At 54.0% G+C, this 23,189-nt stretch carries 14 protein-coding genes; 7 read left to right on the top strand and 7 right to left on the bottom strand.

Annotated features, from left to right (window positions below; translation table 11 throughout):
- Positions 1–269 precede the first annotated feature (269 nt).
- Together U868_RS0102460 and U868_RS0102455 are read right to left on the bottom strand one after the other, a co-directional pair.
- Positions 270–1,373: a glycerol dehydrogenase gene (locus U868_RS0102460; protein ID WP_025151906.1), complete on the bottom strand. Its 1,104-nt coding sequence runs from the start codon at positions 1,371–1,373 to the stop codon at positions 270–272.
- 201 nt (positions 1,374–1,574) lie between these two features.
- Positions 1,575–2,243 (bottom strand): 7-cyano-7-deazaguanine/7-aminomethyl-7-deazaguanine transporter, encoded by a 669-nt coding sequence (locus tag U868_RS0102455; protein ID WP_004236234.1) that lies wholly within the window; start codon positions 2,241–2,243, stop codon positions 1,575–1,577.
- Positions 2,244–2,431: 188 nt separating this feature from the next.
- Between U868_RS0102455 and tusA the strand changes: the two genes are divergently transcribed.
- Both tusA and U868_RS0102445 read left to right on the top strand, forming a co-directional pair.
- Entirely contained in the window at positions 2,432–2,686 is a 255-nt protein-coding gene (gene tusA / locus U868_RS0102450) for a sulfurtransferase TusA (RefSeq protein WP_025151905.1), read from the top strand.
- A 22-nt stretch (positions 2,687–2,708) separates the two neighbouring features.
- Positions 2,709–3,548: a DUF817 domain-containing protein gene (locus U868_RS0102445; RefSeq protein WP_025151904.1), complete on the top strand. Its 840-nt coding sequence runs from the start codon at positions 2,709–2,711 to the stop codon at positions 3,546–3,548.
- Positions 3,549–3,614: 66 nt separating this feature from the next.
- Here U868_RS0102445 and U868_RS24380 read toward each other — a convergent pair whose 3' ends face one another.
- The 3 genes from U868_RS24380 to U868_RS0102430 form a co-directional block, all read right to left on the bottom strand.
- A complete protein-coding gene (locus U868_RS24380) occupies positions 3,615–13,004 on the bottom strand; it encodes an autotransporter outer membrane beta-barrel domain-containing protein (protein ID WP_025151903.1) in 9,390 nt (3,129 codons plus the stop codon).
- A 506-nt stretch (positions 13,005–13,510) separates the two neighbouring features.
- On the bottom strand, positions 13,511–15,916 hold the full coding sequence (locus U868_RS0102435) for a zinc/cadmium/mercury/lead-transporting ATPase (protein ID WP_025151902.1): 2,406 nt from the start codon (positions 15,914–15,916) through the stop codon (positions 13,511–13,513).
- Between the two features lie 140 nt (positions 15,917–16,056).
- Positions 16,057–16,689 (bottom strand): lysoplasmalogenase, encoded by a 633-nt coding sequence (locus U868_RS0102430; RefSeq protein ID WP_025151901.1) that lies wholly within the window; start codon positions 16,687–16,689, stop codon positions 16,057–16,059.
- 105 nt (positions 16,690–16,794) lie between these two features.
- Between U868_RS0102430 and U868_RS0102425 the strand changes: the two genes are divergently transcribed.
- Positions 16,795–17,148 carry a DUF2500 domain-containing protein gene (locus U868_RS0102425; RefSeq protein WP_025151900.1) on the top strand — a complete coding sequence of 118 codons (354 nt, stop codon included), beginning with the start codon at positions 16,795–16,797 and terminating at the stop codon, positions 17,146–17,148.
- Here U868_RS0102425 and U868_RS0102420 read toward each other — a convergent pair whose 3' ends face one another.
- Complete coding sequence (locus U868_RS0102420) at positions 17,149–17,436, bottom strand: DUF1145 family protein (protein WP_025151899.1); 288 nt, start codon at positions 17,434–17,436, stop codon at positions 17,149–17,151.
- Complete coding sequence (gene rsmD / locus U868_RS0102415; protein ID WP_025151898.1) at positions 17,427–18,035, bottom strand: 16S rRNA (guanine(966)-N(2))-methyltransferase; 609 nt, start codon at positions 18,033–18,035, stop codon at positions 17,427–17,429. Before rsmD ends, U868_RS0102420 begins: the two co-directional genes overlap by 10 nt.
- A 263-nt stretch (positions 18,036–18,298) precedes the next feature.
- Here rsmD and ftsY point away from each other — a divergent pair, with 263 nt between their 5' ends.
- From ftsY to rpoH, 4 genes are all read left to right on the top strand, one after another.
- Positions 18,299–20,506, top strand: a complete 2,208-nt coding sequence (gene ftsY / locus U868_RS0102410; protein ID WP_025151897.1) for a signal recognition particle-docking protein FtsY — start codon at positions 18,299–18,301, stop codon at positions 20,504–20,506.
- Positions 20,507–20,512: 6 nt separating this feature from the next.
- Entirely contained in the window at positions 20,513–21,178 is a 666-nt protein-coding gene (gene ftsE, locus U868_RS0102405; protein WP_025151896.1) for a cell division ATP-binding protein FtsE, read from the top strand.
- Positions 21,171–22,142 (top strand): permease-like cell division protein FtsX, encoded by a 972-nt coding sequence (ftsX, locus tag U868_RS0102400; protein WP_025151895.1) that lies wholly within the window; start codon positions 21,171–21,173, stop codon positions 22,140–22,142. The genes ftsE and ftsX overlap by 8 nt, the downstream gene beginning before the upstream one ends.
- Before the next feature lie 170 nt (positions 22,143–22,312).
- Positions 22,313–23,167, top strand: coding sequence for an RNA polymerase sigma factor RpoH (rpoH, locus tag U868_RS0102390; protein ID WP_025151894.1), 855 nt, complete (start codon positions 22,313–22,315; stop codon positions 23,165–23,167).
- Positions 23,168–23,189: the final 22 nt, after the last annotated feature.

The raw sequence follows: 23,189 nt of genomic DNA, 5'->3' as shown, positions 1-23,189 counted from the left end.
GTCTTACCGGTGATGCGGATTGCCGCCGGAACACAGCCGGCAATCGGCAACCGTGATACGGACATATTCATCTGTTTTAAACGGAAAATAACAGATTCAGTATCGAAAAAACCGTATCCTGAAGCGATCCGGTAAAATAAAGATAACAGATTCAGTATCGAAAAAACCGTATCCTGAAGCGATCCGGTAAAATAAAGGTGAGCAGATGAGGAGTAAAGACCAAATACGCCCGGTTATCCCGGGCGTTACGGAACAGTATAATAAGCAGATTAATACAGCCAGTCGCGACCCATGCGGTCAGCAGCCATAATCGCGGCATAGACCTGGTCGGAATCGACTTCAAACGGCATGTTGTAGATGGTTTCGTTGTCCGCGCAGCTCAGTTCGGCAACCGCCATCACTTTTTCTTCCAGCTCGGTACCGATGCTGTCCACACCCAGTTCTTCCAGGGTGATTGGCAGACCGACCTGGGCACAGAACTCCAGCACGGTTTCCAGCTCTTCCGCCGGGGCATTTTCCAGCACTAACTGCACGAGAGTACCGAACGCCACTTTTTCACCGTGGTACATGTGGTGGCACTCTTCCAGCGCGGTAAAGCCGTTGTGGATAGCATGTGCCGCCGCAAGACCTGCGCTTTCAAAGCCCAGTCCGCTGAGCAGGGTATTGGCTTCAATGATGTTTTCCACCGCCTTGGTGCTGACCCCGGCTTCCACTGCCAGTTTGGCTTTGATGCCGTCGCTGAGCAGGGTATCAAAGCAGAGATTTGCCAGTGCCAGAGCCGCCAGTGTGGTGCCGCCGCCGGCCATAGTGGCTTTTCCGGCAGCGCTGCACGCACGTGCCTCAAAGTAAGTGGCCAGAGCATCACCCATACCGGCCACCAGCAGGCGTGCCGGTGCGCGGGCAATGATATTGGTATCCATCACCACCACATTCGGGTTCTGCGGATAGAACAGGTAGCTGTCGAACGCACCGAGTTCATTATAAATAACGGACAGTGCGCTGGTCGGCGCATCCGTTGATGCAATAGTCGGGGCAATGATCACCGGCAGTTTGGCAAAATGCGCCACGGCTTTGGCGGTATCCAGTGTTTTACCGCCGCCCACACCCAGTACCGCCTGGCATTTGTGGTTTTTCGCCAGTTTGGTCAGACGGTCGATCTCCTCGTGCGTACACTCGCCGCCGAAGGTTTCAAAGACACCGCTGACGTCGTATTCGCTCAGGCTGTCATTCACAATATCGCCCACCAGCTCGCGGACAAATTTATCAGCAATCACCAACGTTTTTTCCGCTAATGGTCTGATGTATTTACCCACATGGTAAAGCGCGTCCGGACCCTGAATGTATTTGGCCGGGGATTGGATCACTTTTAACATACTCAAACTCCTGAATGCATTCGCGTTATGGTGTCAGTGAGGGATAGTATTCCGTCTGAATCAGACTAACAGTTACAGTAACGGATATGTGAGAGCTGACGCACTGTACGGGCCGTGAACACGGAGGCAGATCGGGAAAATGTGATACAGACGACAGCACAGAGGCAGGATAGCGCCTCTGCGTGTCAGAAAAATGAACAATCAGTGATGCGCGGGCAGGGAACCGTCAGCGCGTTGCGCAAAAAAAGAGCGCAGGATCAGATTAAGCAGCACGCCGTAAGCAGGCAGGAAGAACAGCATGCAGATGGTGACTTTGAAACTGTAATCCACCAGGGCGATTTCCACCCAGTTTGCCGCCATAAACGGATCGGTACTGCGCCAGAAGGCGATAAAGAAGAAAGCCAGGGTATCGATCAGGTTACCGACAAACATCGCGGCAGCCGGTGCCACATACCAGCGGCGGTTCTGACGCAGGCGGTTAAAGACATTCACATCCAGAATCTGCCCGAGGGCATACGCCATAAAGCTGGCGGCGGCAATCCGCGCCACAAACAGGTTGAAGTGCGACAGTGCCTCAAAACCGGCCCATTCCCCCTGGAAAAACAGGGCGGAGACCACATAGGAAATCGCCAGTGCCGGGATCATCACCGAGGTAATAATCCGCCGTGCCAGCGGTGCGCCGTAGATACGGACGGTCAGGTCGGTCGCCAGGAAAATAAACGGAAACGTGAAAGCCCCCCAGGTGGTATGGAAGCCGAAAATGGTGATCGGCAACTGCACCAGGTAGTTACTGGAGGTAATGATCAGAACATGAAAAAGTGATAACCAGATAAGCGCTGTGCGCCGCTGGCGGGCAGATAAATCAAACATATTGTACCTTTTTGGTGGTTGGGGTGAGGGAACCCAATAATCTCAGCGCGCAATAATACGCCGTTTGCGCAACAAAAGCAAAGGGCTCTCCCTGCCGGGAGCGGCTGAAGGATTAACGACACAGAAGCGGCGCAGGACGTTTATTTCCGGTATAATTCGCGGATTCGTTACTTAACAGGACAATCATGATGTCTGATACTTTTTCCTGTGCCGATAAAACACTCGACACACTCGGGCTGCGCTGCCCGGAGCCGGTGATGCTGGTGCGTAAAACCATTCGCGGGATGAATGCCGGTGACATTTTGCTGGTGGTGGCGGATGATCCGGCGACCACGCGGGACATTCCCGGGTTCTGCCGTTTTATGGAGCATGAGCTGGTGGCTCAGGACGCTGAAACTGCGCCGTACCGCTATCTGATCCGCAAAAAAGAGAGCGCGCTGTAATCCTTCTTTCAGGGACTGAACCATGCTTGACCGCTTTGATACCTTTCTGCTGGCACAGAAACACTCATCTCTGACCGGCTGGCGCCGGTTTATCCTTGAATTCTGGTTTTTCGGTCTGAAAGAGGCGCGGGCATGCCTGTTTGCCGCCTTCTTTTTTCTCGCCCTGTTTCTGGTACCGGCTGCCGGTGTCGCGGGGATCCCCCGTTATGATTTTCTGCTGATCCCGGCAGTTCTGTTTCAGGCCGCGATGGTGTGGAAAAAGCTGGAAACCACGGATGAACTGAAAGCTATCTGTATTTTCCATGTGGTCGGTTTTGTCATGGAGCTGTTTAAAACCTCCTCCGCCATCGGATCGTGGAGCTACCCTGATGCGGCGTATACCAAATTATGGAATGTGCCGTTATTCACCGGGTTTATGTATGCGGCGGTCGGCAGTTATGTGATTCAGGCGTGGCGTTTCCTGAATGTCAGAATTGAAAACTTCCCGCCGTACTGGCTGGCGACCTTGATTGCGCTGGCGATTTATGTGAATTTCTTTGCCCATCACTTTATCGGCGATTACCGCTGGTATCTCACCGCGTTTATTCTCGGGCTGTATGCACGAACCATGGTTTATTACACGCCGTATGATAAAGAGCGCAAAATGCCGCTGTTGCTGAGTTTTGTGCTGATCGGCTTTTTTATCTGGCTGGCGGAAAACTTCGGCACCTTTTTCGGCGTCTGGCAGTACCCGAACCAGATCGGGGCGTGGGCGACGGTGCATGCCGGGAAATGGGCGTCCTGGTCGCTGCTGGTGATTGTCACCTTCACGATTGTGGCCTATCTCAAACATATTAAAGCCACGATCCTGGTGGTGAGATAAAAAAGCCCCCGGTAACCGGTTGTCCGGCTGCCGGGGGCGTTTCAGTTTGCGGTTACGGCGCGCTTATCAGAAATTATATTTCACACCGAGCATAACGGCGGTATCACTGTAACCTTTATCCCCGACCTGCTGTGTCACGTTCCCCCACATATTCAGTTGCGGAGAGGCGTTACCTTCCATACCCAGTTTCACTTCTGCAATATTCGCGGCACCCCCTTGTTTCACCGTATAACTGCCGGTGGTTTCATGGGTCAGTGTTGTACCGAAATCTTTGCTGTTATGAACCCAGGTCAGTTCAGCATACGGTTTGAACAGTTGATCGTTCTCTGCGCCTTCCTGCGGTGATGATGTCATAAAGGCTTTGACACCCAGCCGGGTCTGGATATTACCGTCACCGTTACCGGAGATACGGGTATTCGACGCTTCGGTATGATCATCGGCTTTGACGCCCATCCAGACAGCCTGTGCTTTTGGCTGAACCCAGAACTGGTGATTCTGACTTTCGCCCGCTTTCAGGATATAACCCCCTTCAAGCGAGGCGGTGAAGCCTTTGGAATCATACTTCTCGGTATCCAGTCCTTCACCGTTCACTTCGTTACGGAACCAGCTGTACTGTATCCAGCTATCCGCGTAAGCGCCGGTGCGGGTCTGACTGTCCGCAAACCAGGTGCCGTACAGGCCGATATTATAGCCGTCACTGGTCCCTTTTGAGCGGGCGTTGCTGCCGGAAGTCACCGACGAGTTATGGCTGCGGGCATAACCGGCCATCAGGCCGGTACGCCACAGATCACTGCCATTACCGCTCCACCGGGCCACATCGCCGCCAAACTGTGTCACAAAGCGGTTATCCTGTGTTTTCAGCGTACCGCTGTTATCACGGGAACGATTATGGCTGCCGGCGGTACGTAACCACATGGAGGTTGATTTTTTCTCTCCGGTCATGATGTCGGTATACAGGGTTTCGCCGCTGCGGTCAGCCATACTGCTGACAAACATCGTATTTGCCGCCGCCAGGTTTGCGGTGTAGCTTCCGGCTTCCGGACGATCCGGATTTTCAGTGCGTAAATACCAGTTGCCGTCACCCGGTGCTGAAGTACTACCCTGATACAGATGATATTCATAAGCACCGGCAACCACCCGTCCTTCCAGCTCAAAGTTCGCGCCGGACTGCCCGGCAATATCAATAATCTTAATACCGTCAGCCGTATCACCACCGTGACCGCCGATATTATGAACAGTGACTTTACTGCTGCCGTCCGCATTGCCGGTGATCACCAGGCGGTCTGTCGCGGCATTATCACCGGCCAGCACCGTATCAAAAATCAGCATGCTGCCGTCTTTGCCGCTGTAGTTACCGTTAATGGTGAAATCAGCAAAACTGCTTCCGGTCAGTGCATGTGGCATGATGATGCGCCCGGCGTTACTGACATTACCGTTGACACGTCCGTAACCGCCGATAGTTCCCTGACTGCTGACAGCAACGTTACTGGTCAGACTGACAACATTATTTACCACCGTGACGACCGGATTACGATAACCATCCATATCGCCGACAGTGACTGATGTGACCGGCTTATCACCGCCTAACTGTAATAATCCGTTTTCGACCAGTGTGTTACCCGCAGACACATGGCTGTCAGTCAGTTGCAGCGTGCCTTTACCCTCTTTGATAATGTCGCCGCTGCCGCTGACCTGATTGGTAAAGGCCCAGGTGGTATCCGTATTCAGATGCAATACCCCGTCATTCTGCACGCTGCTGTTTCCGAGCTGATCGGCATGCGAAGCGGTAAGCGATGATCCTTCGGCGGTCGAGAACAGGCCGCTGTACTGACGGTTATCACCACTCAGATAAACAGCACTGTTATTGGTTAAATCCACCCGGCCGGTCTGTCCGCTGAGATTATTGGCGAAATTTCCCTGTGTATTACTGAGAACCAGTTTGCCGTCATTGCGGATATCGCCGGTTCCCAGTCCGTTCACTGAGTTCAGATTAGCCTGTGCGGCAGCGGCAATGTTCACAGCGGCATTGAGACCCGTGTTTGCCTGAGCAAGGGTCAGTTCACCGCCATCCAGATTCAGTTCACCTTTGCCGCTGAGCTGTCCGGCTGCCGTTCCGCCGTTGCGGATCGTCAGGTGGCCGTTATTCAGCAGCAGTGTACTGCCTTCCTCTGTATTTAATGCGTCGATGGTCTGGCGTGTCTGATTCATATCCGCAGATGTTCCGTCTGCCAGTGCCAGTTCTGATGTTTGTCCCAGCGCACCGTCCGCATCGGCACGAAGATGCCCTTTACGGACAATGGTCGCACCGGTGTAGCTGTTTTTGCTGTTCGACAGAGAGGCTACCGCGTTGTCATCAACCGCTGCAAATACCAGGTCTCCGCTGCCGGATACCAGTGCGGAAAGTCCGTTGGACTGTGTGCCGTTTTTGGCTGCGGTGGCTTCCAGCTTCAGTGCATCATCGCCGGTGGCCAGCAGCTCCAGGGCTTTCAGACCGTAGTTGATATAAAGGCCGTCATACTTCGCACCGGTTGTCAGTCCGTAATTAAATGTGCCTTTTGCCGATGTGACTGTTGAGCCGGTATTTGACACATTCGCATAGACATCCTGACTCAGTGGCTGACCATTTTCATCGGTCAGCGTCAGCTCACTGCCCGAACCTTTCGCCTGCCCGGAGGCCAGACTGACAATGACCGATCCTTCATCCAGTTCCAGAAGCGACATACCTTCCAGTCCCGGGGTCACGTTACCCGGTAATTTAGCCCGGATTTCACCGCCGCCGGTAACATCAATAGTACCTGCTTCAATCGTGCCCTCTGAGCGGAATTCACCGCTGTAGTCCGTGATATTATTAAAGGCTAATGCACCGCCGTTCATGGCCAGGCCGCCGATTTTCTGAATACCGTCGGATACAGAGGTGATATTTCCTTCTGAAAGGATCAGGGTTGCATTTGTCAGGGCTGCTGTATTCAGGTTATCCAGAACAAACCCGGTGTTTTTCAGGCTGACATTCCCGGCAAATGCGGTGCCGGTTTTGCTGCCGAAATCAAAGGTGTCCGCCGCATTATCACGGCTGATGTTTAACGTACCGCTGCCGGTCAGGGCATGGTCAAATCCGGCCAGACCGCTGAGGGTCAGGGCACTGTTGTCCGCGATCCCCACAGCCAGATCCGCACCGAGTTTCTGTGTGCTGTCGAGGGTGACGGCGGCACTGTCGGTCAGGCTGAGCAGCCCGCTGCCGCTGACATTGTTGGCAAAAATGCCCTGATAACCGGCCAGTTGCAGGGTATCGCCGGTGGTGGCCAGATTCACACTGCTGTCTTTGCCGAGGTTGTTTCCGGCAGCCACACGCAGCAGGCTGTCACCGCTGACCTGCCAGTCACCGAGGAAGCCGCTGTTATCGGCGGTCATGTCCGCCTTGCTGCCGCCGGTGACAGACACCGTGGTGCCGCTGACGCCGTACAGTGCCTGGTGAATACTGCCGCTCAGGTTACTGAGAACCAGTGCGGCACCGGCGGTATCCAGATGAACCGTGGCGCTGTCTGCGCCGAGGTTTTGCACCTGCGATACGGTCAGTTTGCCGTTGCTGGTCAGGTGATGTTCGCCGGTGAAGCTGCGGTTATCACCGCTGAGGGTGACGGCGGCCTGTGTGCTGACCTGACCATTTCCGCTCAGGGCATTCACCAGGGTGAGGTTATCCGCCAGCAGGTTCAGGGTGCCGGTGACAGCCACCGCCGCCGTGCCGAGGGTGCCGCTGTCACGCAGGGTGACAGCGGCGTTTTTGCCGATCTGCGTGGTGCCTGCCAGACTGCTGTTGGCGGCTGAGACAGACAGATCACCGCCGGTGACACTGAGGGTGCCGTTACCGGTCAGGCCGCCGGTCGCTGATGAGGTGCCTCCGGCAGAGAGATTCAGTGTCCCGCCGGTGAGATCCACGGTGCCGCTGTTGGTCATGGCACCACTGTTGAGCACGCCGCCATTACCGAGGGTTACCAGTCCGGCGTTTTCCAGCGCGCCGGTGGTCTGGGTATGACCCGCCAGATCTGCCGCAGCGCCGGTATTCACCTTCAGTGACGAGGTCTGACCGAGGGCATTGTCTGCCCCGAGTTTCAGTATCCCGGCGGTGACGGTGGTGATGCCCCGGTAACTGTTGTTGCTGTTGGCCAGGGTCAGTGCGCCGCGTGAGGCATCAATCTGCAAACCGCCGCTGCCGGTCAGCAGGGCATTCAGCGTCCGGTTGGCCTCTGCACCGGCTTCTGTCGTCAGACGCAGGGCATCTGTTCCGTCGGTCAGCAGTTCCAGCGCGCTCAGGCTGTATTTCACAAACAGACCGTTGCCGCCCTTATTGTCCGATGTGGCCAGTCCGTAATTGTGTGTGGCATTCGCCACGGTGGTACCGTCCTGTTTCACCGCAGACTGTACCGCCTGGTTGCCGCTGCTGACGGCCACGCCGTTGATCATCAGACCGATATCAGAGGTGGTGCCTGATACCTGCCCGGCGCTGATCAGTGTCTGCATGATATTACCGCGATCCTGCTCCAGCAGAGACAGATCCGGTGCAATGACCGGCGTTTCATTGTTCCACTCCGCTGTTCCGGATACGGAAACTGTTCCTTTGTTCAGCGCCAGCGTATCGGCATTGATGATACCGGTGGCTTTGGACTGTGGTGCACCGCCCTCAAACTCCAGAGTACCGCCGTCGACGGTCAGGTTGTGCAGCGTGCTGTCCTGCTGTCCGGCGCGGACAGTGCTGTCTGTCCCGGCGGTCAGCGTGGCGTTGCTCAGCGCGGCGGTATTACCGGCAGTCAGATCGAAAGTGGTGTTTTTCAGGCTGACATTCCCGGCAAATGCGGTGCCGGTTTTGCTGCCGAAATCAAAGGTGTCCGCCGCATTATCACGGCTGATGTTTAACGTACCGCTGCCGGTCAGGGTATGGTCAAACCCGGCCAGATCGCTGAGGGTCAGGGCACTGTTGTCCGCGATCCCCACAGCCAGATCCGCACCGAGTTTCTGTGTGCTGTCCAGCGTGACGGCGGCACTGCCGGTCAGGCTGAGCAGCCCGCTGCCGCTGACATTATTGGCAAAAATTCCCTGATAACCGGCCAGTTGCAGGGTATCGCCGGTGGTGGCCAGATTCACACTGCTGTCTTTGCCGAGGTTGTTTTCGGCAGCCACACGCAGCAGGCTGTCACCGCTGACCTGCCAGTTACCGAGGAAGCCGCTGTTATCGGCGGTCATCTCCGTCTGGCTGCCGCCGGTGACAGACACCGTGGTGCCGCTGACGCCGTACAGCGCATTGTGAATACTGCCGCTCAGGTTACTGAGAACCAGTGCGGCACCGGCATCATCCAGATGAACCGCGGCACTGTCTGCGCCGAGGTTTTGTGCCTGCGATACGGTCAGTTTGCCGTTGCTGTTCAGGTGATGTTCGCCGGTGAAGCTGCGGTTATCACCGCTGAGGGTGACGGCGGCTTGTGTGCTGACCTGACCGTCGCCGCTCAGGGCATTCACCAGGGTGAGGTTATCCGCCAGCAGGTTCAGGGTGCCGGTGACAGCCACCGCCGCCGTGCCGAGGGTACCGTGGTCACGCAGGGTGACGGAGGCATTTTTGCCGATCTGCGTGGTGCCTGCCAGACTGCTGTTGGCGGCTGAGACAGACAGATCACCGCCGGTGACACTGAGAGTGCCGTTACCGGTCAGGCCGCCGGTGGCTGATGAGGTGCCTCCGGCAGAGAGATTCAGTGTCCCGCCGGTGAGATCCACGGTGCCGCTGTTGGTCATGGCACCGCTGTTGAGCACGCCGCCATTACCGAGGGTTACCAGTCCGGCGTTTTCCAGCGCGCCGGTGGTCTGGGTATGACCCGCCAGATTTGCTGCCGCGTTAGCGTTGACGTTCAGTGATGAGGTCTGACCGAGGGCGTTATCACTGCCCAGCGCCAGGGTACCCGTACGGACAAGGGTATTACCGGTATAATTATTGCCGGAATTATTTATTGTGAGTGTTTCTGCACCTGCGTCAATTGCCAGAGCACCGGCTCCGCTCAGGCGTGCGGTTAAGGTTTTATCGCTGTTAACCGCCCCTTGTGTGGAGAGTGTCAGCATTTTGCCGGCCAGCAGAGTCAGACTGTCCAGTTGTGATGACAGACTCAGCCCCGTTCCGGCGCCGGATAAGGCATAGTTATACAGGCCGTCAGCCACGGTTTCACCATTCTGAATAACGGCCGATGTCACATTGTTCTGCAGCGCATTTCCGGACAGATCCTGTAAGGAAAGCTGTGCCAGCTCTTCTGCCGTCAGGGTATTGTTACTGCTGATAAGCTGATTGTTTGTTCCGGTGTCGGCATCCAGGAGATTACCGGCGGTATTCAGTAACGGATCAACCTGAATAATGCCGTTACTGCTGACGTTTAATGTTCCTGCGGCAATTTTTCCGTCTCCGGTAAATTGCGTTTTGCCGCCGTTCAGATCCAGATTACCGACCGCCTGTTCCCCGTTTCCGATGGTCAGCGTGGTTCCGCTGCTGTTGATAAGAGAAGCATGTGCCAGTGATTGGGTATTCTGGCCGGAAAGCGAAAACAGGGCATTTTTCAGCTGTACATGACCGGTATATGCATTGCCGGTAAGGGCTCCGAATCTGAAGTTGCCGCCGCCGCCGTCAACCGCCAGTTTACCGCTGCCGGTCAGTGTATTATTCAGCTCACTGATTCCGCTCAGATTCAGTGTGCCGTCCACCGTCAGTGAACTTCCGTCAAGCTGATTACTGTTGCCGGCATTCAGCGTCCCGCCCTGAGCAATAAGCCAGTTTCCTGTAAATGTATTGGCTTTGCTTAATGTGACTGCCGCATTATTACCCACTACCGCATTACCGTCACCGGCAGCAAGGTGTCCGAGAGAGGCATTCAGAATACCGTTAAACGTATTACCGAACTGAAGCTGACTGTTTTTATCCAGCAGTACCGTACCGCCGCTGATATTACTGTCGGCGGCCAGCGTGATATCACTGTCACTCAGGTTAATATTGCTGAATCCGCGCAGCGTGGTTTCATTTTTCAGCGTGTCGGAGGAGTGATTAAAGTTAAGCGTGTTATTTCCGCTGCCCGAATCAATATCACCCAGATAGGAACTTCCCTGAGTCAGATTATTCAGTGTGAAAATATCATCACCGCTGCCGGTTGTGACGGAGTGGATATCTGCTCCGTTATCAATGTTTACCTGGTTGTTGCCGTTACCCAGGTTGATAGCGCCGGTACTTTTTGAACCTGCGCCCAGCGTCAGTATATCGTTACCGTTTCCGGTGGTCAGGGAACCGGAAAGTGTGCCGTTATTGGTGATAGTCTGTGCGGCGTTCCCGGCAAATATCACATCTCCGCCGATCGTGCCGTTATTGATCAGTGTACGCCCGGCGGTGCCGGTAAAGCTCAGTGCTGTCGCACCGGCGGCATTCAGCTGAATATTCTGACCGATGGTGGTGATATTACTGCTGCCGTCGGCAATACTCAGCGCCGTTCCCTCCGTGCTGGTCACATTGACGGTCAGTTTGCTGTTGCTCAGATCAACACCACCGCCGGTGGTGACAATTCCTTTACCGGCACCGTTGACGTTGATATCCAGTGCGTCGCTGTTCAGCCCGGATAACCCGGTGTTAGTCAGGGCAATACCGGTACCGGAGCCGTTCACATTGATGGTGTTATTACCATTCTGACCGGCTTTAAATGTCAGTCCGCTGATATCTGATAACCCGGTACCGTTGAGGACATTCAGCGTAACACCGGTCAGGGCAGCCTGCGCCGCTGCCGTTTTTGCAAACATATTACCGGTGCCGTTCAGATTAACGGTGATATCGGTAAGCTGGTGAGCACCATCATTCAGTTTAAACGCAGTGGCGCTGCCACTGGTATTGATGACACCGCCGAGCATATTGATTTGCGCTTTCAGCAACGATTCAACGGCATTCCCCGATGTGGCATTGATCGTACCACCGGTATTATTAATATTGACGGTCTGCTGATTGGCTGATGAAACGCTGATGCCGTTTGCTGTACTGGTAATATCACCGTGGTTTTCCAGCGATGCGGAACCAGTTCCGCTGTGAACTGCTTTTATACCGGTTACCGCTGTTATTTTACCGCCGGTTTTGTTTTCCAGTACGATATTGCCGCTCCCGGCATGTGCGGCGCTGATCCCGGTTCCGGTAATCAGTTCACCACCGGAGGCAAGATAGATATTACTGAGGTTTCCTGCACCTGTTTTCGTTGCCAGAATACCGTTGCTTGTTGTACCGCTGATATTAATCAGTGAACCGCCCGCCAGGTTAAATACCACATCTTTATTTCCTGTCGGGCCGTTATTGTATCCGGTGCTGATACCGCCGCTGTTACTGACACCGTCACCGGTAGTAAAATTAGTACCGTTGAACCGCGTGATACGGAGTGAAACCCCTTTACCAAAACCATTAACCGGATCATAGGAACCCAGGACAAGACCGTTATTATCACTGCCAAAAATATTTTGATCGGATGTTAAGGAGAACGCTGCACCATCGTCCATCAGATACTGATAATGCTTATTACTTGATCCTGCACCATTGGTCAGGTTTGGTGTTTTTATACTGACATCGGCATCGGCGGTAAAACGAATAATACTTTCCGCCGGAGAGGCATTCGACCAGAAGACGGCAGGGTAGGAACCCGTCGTGGCATTGATAGTTAATTTACCGGTGAAATTAATTTTGTTTGCCTGAGCAAGCTGATGGTTGGTGCCGAAGGTCAGATCAATCGGGGTGGTTATATTACCGAAGGTCAGTTCGCTGCCGGTATTCTGGGTAACACCACTGCCCATATTGCCCAGAACGGCGATCATACTGTCAGTAACAGAACCGACATCATCCAGAATAATATTAATTTTTGTTGATGCATTCGTGTCGGTTTTAAAAATGTAATTACCAATAGACGTTGAGCTCACTAAGCCCGATAAATCACTGACTGTGAAAGTGCTTTCATTAGCCCAGTTTGCATTATTAAGGTTGTTGAAGTTAAAAGAATAGGTTCCGGTGTCAAGTTTATATCCGCCACCATCAATCACAATGTTTTGTTTGGTATTTTCTGTCAGTTTAACATCAATGTTACCGGTGAGTTTAATATCGTTCAGAAATAATATTGTTGTTTTATCACCGGTCGTCAGCGCATTTTTTAATTCAGTAAATGACGATACGCTGACACAGGAACTGCTGGCCGCGCACTCAGAAGGGCTGATTGCATAAGCAGGAATTGCGGTAAATGCGGACAGAATAGCGGTCGCCAGAAAATGTAGTTTAAAGTAACGGGTCAGGCGGGAAGCGGAATGCTGTGCAATTGAAAGGGAGCGGCCTGATGCTGTTTTCTGTTTCCCTTTGGCCAGTTCGCTGGCGACAACCCAGGTATTAAGAACCTTGCTCCATACAATACGATAAATAGTATTCATATTCAAACCATTCCTTTTATGATTAATTCTTTTGCTGTCTTTAAAAAAGACAGCGGAAATAGCACTCTTAAAAAGAGTGCGTATTTTTACGTAAGAATTGGTCTTGCATTAAAATAAAGATAATTAATACAGACGCATTGTGGTGTACAGAAATTAACAGTCTGATAAAACAGAAAAATATATTTTTATAAAAATTAAGAGTAATCGGAAATATTCCGGAGTAGTGAAAATACTACCGAAAGAAAATATAAAATGATAAGTAAATATTACCGGAGAGGCTAAAAAATGATAATGCTTTGGCGGGATGAACATTATGTGATGTAACAGGAAAAAACCGTGTTATAAAAAAAAATACAGGATACATCACTATACCGGAAATGGTGTTCAGTCCGGAGGCAGGCAGAGCGTTGCGTATAACCGGAATACGTTATCCTGTTAAAAAAATAATGCCGGTCACGTGTGTGACCGGCATTGATGTATAAACGTCTTTTGGTATGTCGCAGAGGTTATTTTTTCATGACCCGCAGCAGGCGGACAGCGTTGGCGGTCACCAGTGCGGTCGCACCGGAGTCAGCCAGAACTGCAACCCACAGGCCGGTCAGCCCCATCAGGGTGGTGACCAGGAACACCGCTTTCAGACCCAGTGCGATAGTAATGTTCTCGCGGATGATCTTACGGGTGGCCCGTGACAGCGTGATCACTTCGGCAATGCCGGTCAGACGGTTGTGAGTCAGTGCGGCATCGGCGGTTTCCAGTGCCACATCGGTCCCGCTGCCCATGGCAACCCCGATGCCGGCCGCTTTCATTGCCGGGGCATCATTGATACCGTCGCCAACCATCATGGTGTGATGATCGTTATTCAGCGCCATCACCGCTTTGACTTTATCTTCCGGCATCAGTCCGGCACGGAAATCCATGCCGATGCTACCGGCGATAGCGGCCGCTGCACGAGGGTTATCCCCGGTCAGCATCACGGCGCTGACACCCATCGCTTTCAGCTGGCCGATGGCCTCAATGGCGTCACTGCGCAGGGTATCCTGCATGGCGATAAGTCCGGTCAGCTGGTTGCCTGCAACTACGGCAACGACAGTTTTCCCTTCATTTTCCAGCCGGGTGACATCTGCCGCAGCGGCTTCCGTCAGCAGACCGTCAGCCAGTTTACCCGGCGCACTGACCAGGATGGTCACACCGTTAAGATCCCCGTCAACCCCTTTACCGGCATGGGCTTTGCGGTTTTCCGCTTCGGTGATGGTCAGCCCGTGATCCTCAGTACGCTCCAGAATCGCTTTGGCTAACGGGTGATGTGACCCGCTTTCCACGGCGGAGGCAAACATCAGCACATCGGCATCACTGTGATTATTCAGGGCAACAATATCAGTCACCTGCGGTTTACCCTCTGTCAGCGTACCGGTTTTATCCAGCGCGACAGTGGTCACGGTACCCAGCTGCTCCAGTGCGGCACCACCTTTGATCAGCGCACCACGGCGGGTGGCGGCGGCCAGCGCGGAGGTGATTGCCGCCGGGGTGGAGATAACCAGTGCACACGGACAACCAATCAGCAGCAGTGTCAGACCACGGTAGATCCACGGATACCATTCCCGGCCCATAAACAGCGGAGGAATGACAATCACCAGAGCGGAGAACAGCATAATCATCGGCGTATAGTAACGGCTGAAACGGTCGATAAAGCGTTCGATTGGTGCACGGCGCTCTTCCGCTTCCTCAATCAGTGTCAGAATACGGTCGATAGCGTTCTGACCCTGCTCGGAGACCACTTTCATCTGCACTGCGCGATCCACTGATAGCGAACCTGCGGCGACTTTTTCACCCTGTGCCCGTTCAACCGGTACGGATTCCCCGGTCAGGGCGCTTTCGTCAAAGCTCGCAAACTCACTGAGCAGCTCAGCATCTGTCGGCAGGCGTCCGCCCGGTGCGATTTCAATAATGTCGCCGGGACGCAGCTGTGCAACCGGCACAGATACTTTCTGCCCGTCTTTAATCACCACAGCATCTTCCGGCACCAGTGCCATCAGCGCGCTGACACCCCGCCGTGCGCGGCCTGCCGCATAGGATTCCAGCATTTCGCCCAGCAGGAACAGCAGGATAACCATGGCCGCTTCTTCAGTGGCACCGATCACAATGGCACCGACTGCCGCGACCGTCATCAGCGTTTCAATCGCAAACGGCGTACCGGAGCGGATAAGACGCAGCGCGCTTTTGGCGATCGGGAACAGCCCGATCAGCGTTGAGGCGATAAAGGCGTATTTGCCCAGCACCGGATTTACAAATTCCAGTGCATAGCTGAGGGCAATCAGCACCGCCAGAATCAGCATCGGTGTTGCCTGTTTCAGCAGACTCTGCTCTTCTTTTTTCTTTGGTGCGGCACTGCCGCCGTTCAGATCCCAGAGGGCAAATCCGGCCTGCTGCACGGCACTGGTCACATCCGCGCGGACATCCCCGGCGGCATCCACCACCAGTTTTTCCGTGGCAAACATCACTTTCGCCTGGGTGACCGCCGCAATTTTCAGGACGGCAGTTTCAATCTTGCGCGCACAGCTCGGGCAGTCCATCCCTTCCACCTGCCAGTTGTAACGCTGGCTGCCGCTTAATTCAGGCGGCGCAGTATCATCGGTGGCAGCGTGATCGTGTGAACAGCAGCTGCCGTGTGCGTGTTCATGACCGGCGTGGTCATGGCCGTGTTCAGAATGCGCATGATCGTGCGGGGCATGACCATGCGCACGGGACTCATCGTCGTCGTGTTCCGGATGTTCATGCTCACTGTGATCGTGTGCGGTATGGTCGTGTGGCTGATGAGCCTGTGACTCATTTTTTCCGCCGGTGGTGCAGGCAGATTTGCTGCCGCAGCAGCTGCTGCTGTGAGTATGCTCATGATGTTCTTTGTTAGGGTGCATAAACACCTCCCTGTTCAACGGTGAGTTGATGTTAATTTTTCTCATTAACAGGAAGTGTACACATTGGAGTCTACTCCAGAGTCAACAACAGGGGCGCATAATTATTGGCAAATTGTGCGCTCCTGTTGCCAGAAGCAGAATTACATCAGCGTGATGGCGCGGACAATCAGGAAATGCCCGAGGAAATAGAAGGTGGAGTAAATCGCTTTTGCCAGTTTAAAGGTAAACAGGAAGCGGTTGATCAGCCAGAGGATCAGGTTCAGCACCAGACAGAATGCGCCGATCATCAGGGAGAAGTTGTAATCGGTACCCAGCCCGAAGAACTGCTCTCCGGCAAGCCAGCCCATCACCAGCGCACTGAGCAGTGCTGTCAGCACCGGCACTTTATGATCGCCGAGTTTGTACCAGAGCAGCGCGAGTACCGCGATGGCAATCACCGGTACGGCAATCATCAGCGGAATATAGAAGGTAAAATTATTGAGCAGGGCGAAACTCAGGGCATAGAGCAGATAAAACACGGCACTGGTATACAGTGACAGGTCGATTTTATTATCAGCAACCAGGCGGATGGTATCGGAGACAATGGCCACTAACAGCCCGACACACACCAGATACCCTGAGATATCCAGTCCGTAATCCCCGCTCCACGCCCACAGCAGCAACAGCAGCAGGGTGACGGGACGGAAAACCCAGCGCTGCCAGTTTGGTCCCCGGTAGGCGGCGTCGATATAGAGCCAGCCGGAAAAAAGTACAGCAATAAATGGCCAATTCATAGGGTGTCCTTGAGGTATGTTGATGGCGATTAACACCTGAATATTTGATAATATCCCGTATTTACAGAACACGATCAACCAGATTGCAGGAAAACAACCATACTCATGAATAAATTCGGTTTGTTAGGTTTTATTGTTGCCGCTTTGATTATTATCCTGGCGACCCGCCGCTTCTTTGAACAGCGTAAACAAAATGAGATAAATGACCACGCTGCGGTGGCGGTATATCAGGTCACGGTGACAGAGAAAAAGGATTATCCGTACCCGGATATGCGCTCCCGTGAGCGGGATGTGGTTTTCCCGGAAACCTTCCGTTATGAGGTACATTTCACGCCGCTGTCGGGAAAACCCATTGTGGTGTACATCAAAGAGGATGAATATAAGGCGATTACCCTGCATTCACGCGGAACGCTGTCAATGCAGGGGACGCGGTTTATCCGTTATGAGCCGCTGCGCTGATCAGGGTTTATCCTGATCTTTCAGTTCTGCCTGCTGGCGGCGCAGCAGGGCGAGCAGTTCAAACACACCGAATAAAAAGACGCGCACTTTACCGGCGGCGGTCAGTTTTTTATCCTGCGGCTGACCGGCATTAAACAGCGCCATCAGCAGCCCGTGCATCACCACCATAAAAAAGGTGGCGATATGCATAAAGATATTCAGCGGTTTCGGAAACGGATGCACCAGGCTGAAAATCAGAAAACCCCAGACGGCCAGCATCAGTATGCGGCCAATATTAATCAGGAACATACGGACTCCTGTTCAGTCGTCTGCGTCTGACGCAGATAAAGACGATATGCAACCTGGCCGGCCACCTTCTCCCGGTGGCACACCCAGTTACCCGGAACAACCAGTGTGTCTGATTCCGCCTCGGCTTCAATGTAGATCATTGCCTCCGGGCTGAGCCAGTTGTTTGCCTCCAGTAAATCAACGGTTTCCTGAAGCAGTCCTTTACGGAACGGCGGATCGAGAAACACCACATCAAACGGCGTTCCCGGCTGCGCCAGAAACTGCAGGGCACTCTGATTAACGACAGTAGCCTGTTCACAGTTGAGCAGACGGGCATTGGCGCTGATCTGAGCCGCAACGGCGCGGTTGAGTTCCGTAAATGTCACGGCAGAGGCATAGCGGGAAAGCGCCTCAAAACCGAGTGCGCCGCTGCCTGCGAATGCATCAAGACAGCGCGCGCCGTTAATTACCGGCATCAGCCAGTTAAACAGGGTTTCGCGCACGCGATCAGTGGTCGGGCGCAGGCCGTCATGTGTCAGAACCGGCAGTTTCCGTCCGCGCCAGAGACCGGCGATAATGCGGATCTGCCCTTGTGGTGCGGTTTGAGCTTTTTTAACCATAACCTTCGTAACTTATTAATTCTGAAATTATTAATTCAGAAATATGAATAACAGACAGGAAAACAGCGGAATATTATACGCAGGTTTTGTAAGAATTCGTTTAAATTTAATATGAAATTACGGAAAGCCGATGCGCAACCATCCTGTGAAATGATAGACTGCGTCTGATTTGCAACTAATGATGATAAAGACGCCATATCTGCTCAGGATTTTCCGGACATACCGTGCCGGAAGGTGACGGGTGGCAGTATGCAAGGAGTATAGTGGCTGTGGCAAAAGAGAAGAAAAAAGGTTTTTTTTCCTGGCTCGGTTTTGGCCGTAAAGATGACGAACAGGCAGCACAGGAAGAACAGGCGCGTTTAGCGGAAGAGCAGGCGCGTCGTGATGAAGAAGCGGCTGAACAGGCACGTTTAGCAGAAGAACAGGCCCGCCGTGATGAAGAAGCGGCGGAAGAAGCCCGTCAGGCGGAAGAACAGGCCCGTCGTGATGCTGAAGCGGCTGAACAGGCACGTTTAGCGGAAGAGCAGGCCCGCCGTGATGCGGAAGTAGCTGAACAGATTCGTCAGGCAGAAGAGCAGGCCCGTCGTAAAGCAGAGGCGGCTGAACAGATCCGTCTGGCAGAAGAGCAGACCCGCCGTGATGCAGAAGCCGCAGAACAGCAGCGCTTTGCACAGGAGCAGGCTCGCCGCAATGCTGAAATCACCGAACAGCAGCGTCTGGCAGAAGAAAAACGTCTGGCGGAAGCGCAGGCGGCAGAGCAGCAGCGTACGGAAGAAGAACAGCGCCGTCTGAAAGAGCAGGCACTGCGTGATGCGGAAGCAGCCAAACAACAGCGTCTGGCAGAAGAAAAGCGTCAGGCGGAAGCACAGGCAGCGGAACAGCAGCGTGCGGAAGAAGAACAGCGTCAGCTGAAAGCGCAGGCACTGCGCGATGCGGAAACCGCGAAACAGCAGCGCATTGCGGAAGAAAAGCGTCTGGCTGAAGAACAGGCAGCTGAACAGCAGCGCGCGGAAGAAGAACAGCGCCGCCTGAAAGTGCAGGCACTGCGTGACGCGGAAATTGCGAAACAACAGCGTATCGCGGAAGAAAAACGTCAGGCGGAAGAACAGGCTGCGGCACAGCGCCGTGCGGAAGAAGAACAGCGCCGCGCGCAGGAGCAGGCACTGCGTGACGCGGAACTCGCGAAACAGCAGCGTATCGCGGAAGAAAAACGGCTGGCCGAAGAACAGGCCGCAGAGCAGCAGCGCGCGGAAGAAGAACAGCGCCGCGCGCAGGAGCAGGCACTGCGTGATGCGGAAGCGGCGAAACAGCAGCGTATTGCTGAAGATAAACGCCGGGCGGAAGAAGAAGCCGCAGAACAGCAGCGTTTAGCGCAGGAGCAGAAACAGCGTGACGCTGAAGCGGCTGAACAGGCGCGTCTGGCGGAAGAACAGCGCCTTGCGCAAGAGGAAGAAGCCCGCCGTCTCGCGGAAGCTGAAGCGGAAGCACAGGACGCGGTACTGGTTGAAAATGAATCGCCGGCCCCGGCAGAGACACAGGAAAGGCCGGCAAAAGAAGGGTTCTTTGCCCGTCTGAAACGCAGCCTGGTACGCACCCGGGAGAATATCGGCTCCGGTTTCTTCGGGATCTTCCGTGGTAAAAAGATCGATGACGATCTGTTTGAAGAGCTGGAAGAACAGTTGCTGGTGGCGGATGTCGGTGTGGAAACCACCCGCAAGATCATCACCAGTCTCACTCAGCATGCCAGCCGCCGTGATCTGAAAGATGCGGAAGCCTTATTCGTTAAACTGCGCGAAGAAATGGGCGAAATCCTGGCAACCGTCGATAAACCGCTGGAAATTGAAGATAAAAAACCGTATGTGATCCTTATGGTCGGCGTCAACGGTGTCGGTAAAACCACCACCATCGGTAAAATGGCGCGTCAGTATCAGGCTCAGGGTAAATCTGTCATGCTGGCTGCGGGGGATACCTTCCGTGCGGCTGCGGTGGAACAGCTCCAGGTCTGGGGTGAGCGCAACAATATCCCGGTGGTGGCACAGCACACCGGCGCGGACCCGGCTTCGGTGATTTTTGATGCCATCCAGTCGGCCAAAGCCAAAGGGGTGGATGTACTGATCGCGGACACCGCAGGGCGTCTGCAGAACAAAGCGCACCTGATGGAAGAACTCAAGAAAATCGTGCGGGTGATGAAGAAACTTGATGAAGATGCCCCGCATGAAATTATGCTGACATTAGATGCCAGTACCGGACAGAACGCTGTCAGCCAGGCGCGTCTCTTTAATGAAGCGGTCGGCCTGACCGGGCTGACTCTGACCAAACTTGACGGAACGGCGAAAGGTGGTGTGATCTTTGCCATCGCAGACCAGTTCGGTATTCCTATCCGGTATATCGGGGTGGGTGAGGGTATTGAAGATCTGCGTCCTTTCAAAGCCGGTGATTTTATTGAGGCACTTTTTGCCCGGGAGGATTAATCATCCATGATTCGCTTTGAACACGTCAGTAAAGCCTATTTAGGCGGCCGCCAGGCACTCCAGGGGGTGGATTTCCATATCCGCCCGGCGGAGATGGTCTTCCTGACCGGCCATTCCGGCGCAGGGAAGAGTACCCTGCTGAAACTGATTTGTGGGATTGAGCGACCCAGTGACGGCACCATTTTATTTGACGGTCACAATATCAGCCGTCTGAAAAACCGTGAAGTGCCTTTCCTGCGCCGCCAAATCGGCATGATTTTTCAGGATCACCATCTGCTGCTGGATCGCACGGTATATGACAATGTGGCGATGCCGCTGATCATTGCCGGTGCCAGCCAGGAAGATATCCGCCGCCGCGTCAGTGCCGCGCTGGATAAAGTCGGCCTGCTGGATAAGGCCCGTAACTTCCCGGTGCAGCTCTCCGGCGGTGAACAGCAGCGTGTGGGCATTGCCCGTGCCGTGGTAAATAAACCGATGGTACTGCTGGCGGATGAACCGACCGGTAACCTGGACAGTGAACTGTCAGAAGGCATTTTACGGCTGTTTGAAGAGTTTAACCGTGTGGGGGTCACTGTTCTGATGGCAACGCACGATATCATGCTGATTGAACGGCGCAATTACCGCGTGCTGACGCTGAGTCAGGGACGCATGGCGGGAGGTCATCATGGTTAAGCAACCGCGTAAACCGGCAAAAAAAATGCCGTCCAAAGCCAAAGCCCTGAAAGGCGGCTGGCGGGAACAGTGGCGGCATGCGTGGGTAAACACGCTGGGCGATATGCTGCGCCAGCCGCTGTCAACACTGCTGACAGTGATGGTGATTGCGATTTCCCTGACACTGCCGAGTGTCTTTTATATCGTCTGGAAAAACGTCAGTCATGCGGCGCAACAGTGGTATCCGACGCCGCAGCTGACGGTTTATCTGGATAAAGGTCTGGATGAACAGGGCGGACAGAAACTGGCGGACGAGCTGAAAGCGCTCGACGGCGTGGAGAGTGTCAATTATCTCTCCCGTGACCAGGCGATAACCGAATTCCGTGCCTGGTCCGGCTTCAGTACCGCGCTGGATATGCTGGAAGAAAACCCGCTGCCGGCGGTGGCTATTGTCACACCGAAAGTGGATATGCAGAGCAGCGACACGCTCTCTACCCTGCGTGATCGCGTCACGGCACTGTCCGGGATTGATGAGGTACGGATGGATGACAGCTGGTTTGCCCGGCTGGCGGCACTGACCGGCCTGGTGGGACAGATTGCTTCCCTGATCGGGGTGCTGATGGTTGTGGCGCTGTTCCTGGTGATTGGCAACAGTGTACGGCTCAATATTTTCAGCCGCCGCGAAACCATCAATGTGATGAAACTGATCGGCGCGACAGACGGTTTTATTCTGCGTCCGTTCCTCAACGGCGGTATGCTGCTCGGGGCGTTAGGCGCAGTGCTGTCACTGGTGTTGTCTGCATTGCTGGTCTGGAAACTGGGGGATGTGGTGACCGGTGTCTCCAAAATTTTCGGTACCACATTTACACTGACCGGGCTGGACTGGGACGAAGCGCTGCTGATTGTGCTGGTGTCCGGTATGATTGGCTGGGTGGCTGCCTGGCTGGCAACTGTCCGTCATTTACGGAATTTTATGCCACAGTAACGGTCTTATTATCCGGCGGGGCATTACCCCGCCGGATATCCCGCATCACCGGTTTACATTCAATCAAATGACAGCGCCGGCACTAAGTGATAGGCGTAACTCTGTCCTGTGTTGTACACTGTTCACTATTATCGTCTGCCGACGTCATTTTTATTTGTACTGAGGACTGAATGACTAAAGATACGCAATTCCCTGTTTTAGTTCCGCAAGGGAGCATTGAGGCCTATATCCGGGCAGCTAACCAGTATCCGATGCTGACAGCCGAAGAAGAAAAAGAGCTGGCTGAGCGTCTGTATTATGATGGCGACCTTGAGGCTGCGAAAAAACTGATCATGTCGCATCTGCGGTTTGTTATCCATGTCGCCCGCAGTTATTCAGGTTATGGCCTGCCTCAGGCGGATCTTATCCAGGAAGGCAATATCGGGCTGATGAAAGCCGTGCGCCGTTTTAACCCGGAAATGGGGGTGCGCCTGGTATCGTTTGCGGTTCACTGGATCAAAGCTGAAATTCATGAGTATGTGCTGCGTAACTGGCGCATCGTCAAAATTGCCACCACCAAAGCACAGCGCAAACTGTTTTTTAATCTCCGTAAATCCAAAAAACGCCTCGGCTGGTTTAACCAGGATGAAGTGGAAATGGTGGCGAAAGAGCTGGGGGTGACCAGCAAAGATGTGCTGGAAATGGAATCCCGTATGGCGGCGCAGGACATGGCATTTGATATGTCCGATGACGACGACGGCGATCACCCTGTGGTGGCACCGGCACTGTTCCTGGAAGATAAATCCTCTGATTTCGCTGATGAAATTGAGGAAGATAACTGGGACAGCCACGCCACGGACAAACTCACCCTGGCGATTGATTCACTGGACGAGCGCAGCCGTGACATTATCCGTGCCCGCTGGCTGGATGATGACAGCAAAACTACCCTCCAGGAACTGGCGGACAAATACGGCGTTTCCGCCGAGCGCGTCCGTCAGCTGGAAAAAAATGCCATGAAAAAACTGCGCGAGGCGATTGAGGGCTGATAACAATGCGCCCGTTTCTGCG

This window comes from Morganella morganii H1r, assembly GCF_000633515.1.
In the GTDB taxonomy this organism is placed as follows: Bacteria; Pseudomonadota; Gammaproteobacteria; order Enterobacterales; family Enterobacteriaceae; genus Morganella; species Morganella morganii_B.
This window is presented reverse-complemented; position numbering and strand designations above follow the sequence as displayed.

Bases quoted from the DNA above. Each gene is read 5' to 3' on its own strand.
- U868_RS0102425 (WP_025151900.1), top strand. From the start codon at position 16,795: ATGAATAAATTCGGTTTGTTAGGTTTTATTGTTGCCGCTTTGATTATT.
- tusA (WP_025151905.1), top strand. From the start codon at position 2,432: ATGTCTGATACTTTTTCCTGTGCCGATAAAACACTCGACACACTCGGG.
- U868_RS0102430 (WP_025151901.1), bottom strand. From the start codon at position 16,689: ATGAATTGGCCATTTATTGCTGTACTTTTTTCCGGCTGGCTCTATATC.
- U868_RS0102455 (WP_004236234.1), bottom strand. From the start codon at position 2,243: ATGTTTGATTTATCTGCCCGCCAGCGGCGCACAGCGCTTATCTGGTTA.
- U868_RS0102460 (WP_025151906.1), bottom strand. From the start codon at position 1,373: ATGTTAAAAGTGATCCAATCCCCGGCCAAATACATTCAGGGTCCGGAC.
- U868_RS0102435 (WP_025151902.1), bottom strand. From the start codon at position 15,916: ATGCACCCTAACAAAGAACATCATGAGCATACTCACAGCAGCAGCTGC.
- rsmD (WP_025151898.1), bottom strand. From the start codon at position 18,035: ATGGTTAAAAAAGCTCAAACCGCACCACAAGGGCAGATCCGCATTATC.
- U868_RS0102420 (WP_025151899.1), bottom strand. From the start codon at position 17,436: ATGTTCCTGATTAATATTGGCCGCATACTGATGCTGGCCGTCTGGGGT.
- rpoH (WP_025151894.1), top strand. From the start codon at position 22,313: ATGACTAAAGATACGCAATTCCCTGTTTTAGTTCCGCAAGGGAGCATT.
- U868_RS0102445 (WP_025151904.1), top strand. From the start codon at position 2,709: ATGCTTGACCGCTTTGATACCTTTCTGCTGGCACAGAAACACTCATCT.
- ftsX (WP_025151895.1), top strand. From the start codon at position 21,171: ATGGTTAAGCAACCGCGTAAACCGGCAAAAAAAATGCCGTCCAAAGCC.
- U868_RS24380 (WP_025151903.1), bottom strand. From the start codon at position 13,004: ATGAATACTATTTATCGTATTGTATGGAGCAAGGTTCTTAATACCTGG.
- ftsE (WP_025151896.1), top strand. From the start codon at position 20,513: ATGATTCGCTTTGAACACGTCAGTAAAGCCTATTTAGGCGGCCGCCAG.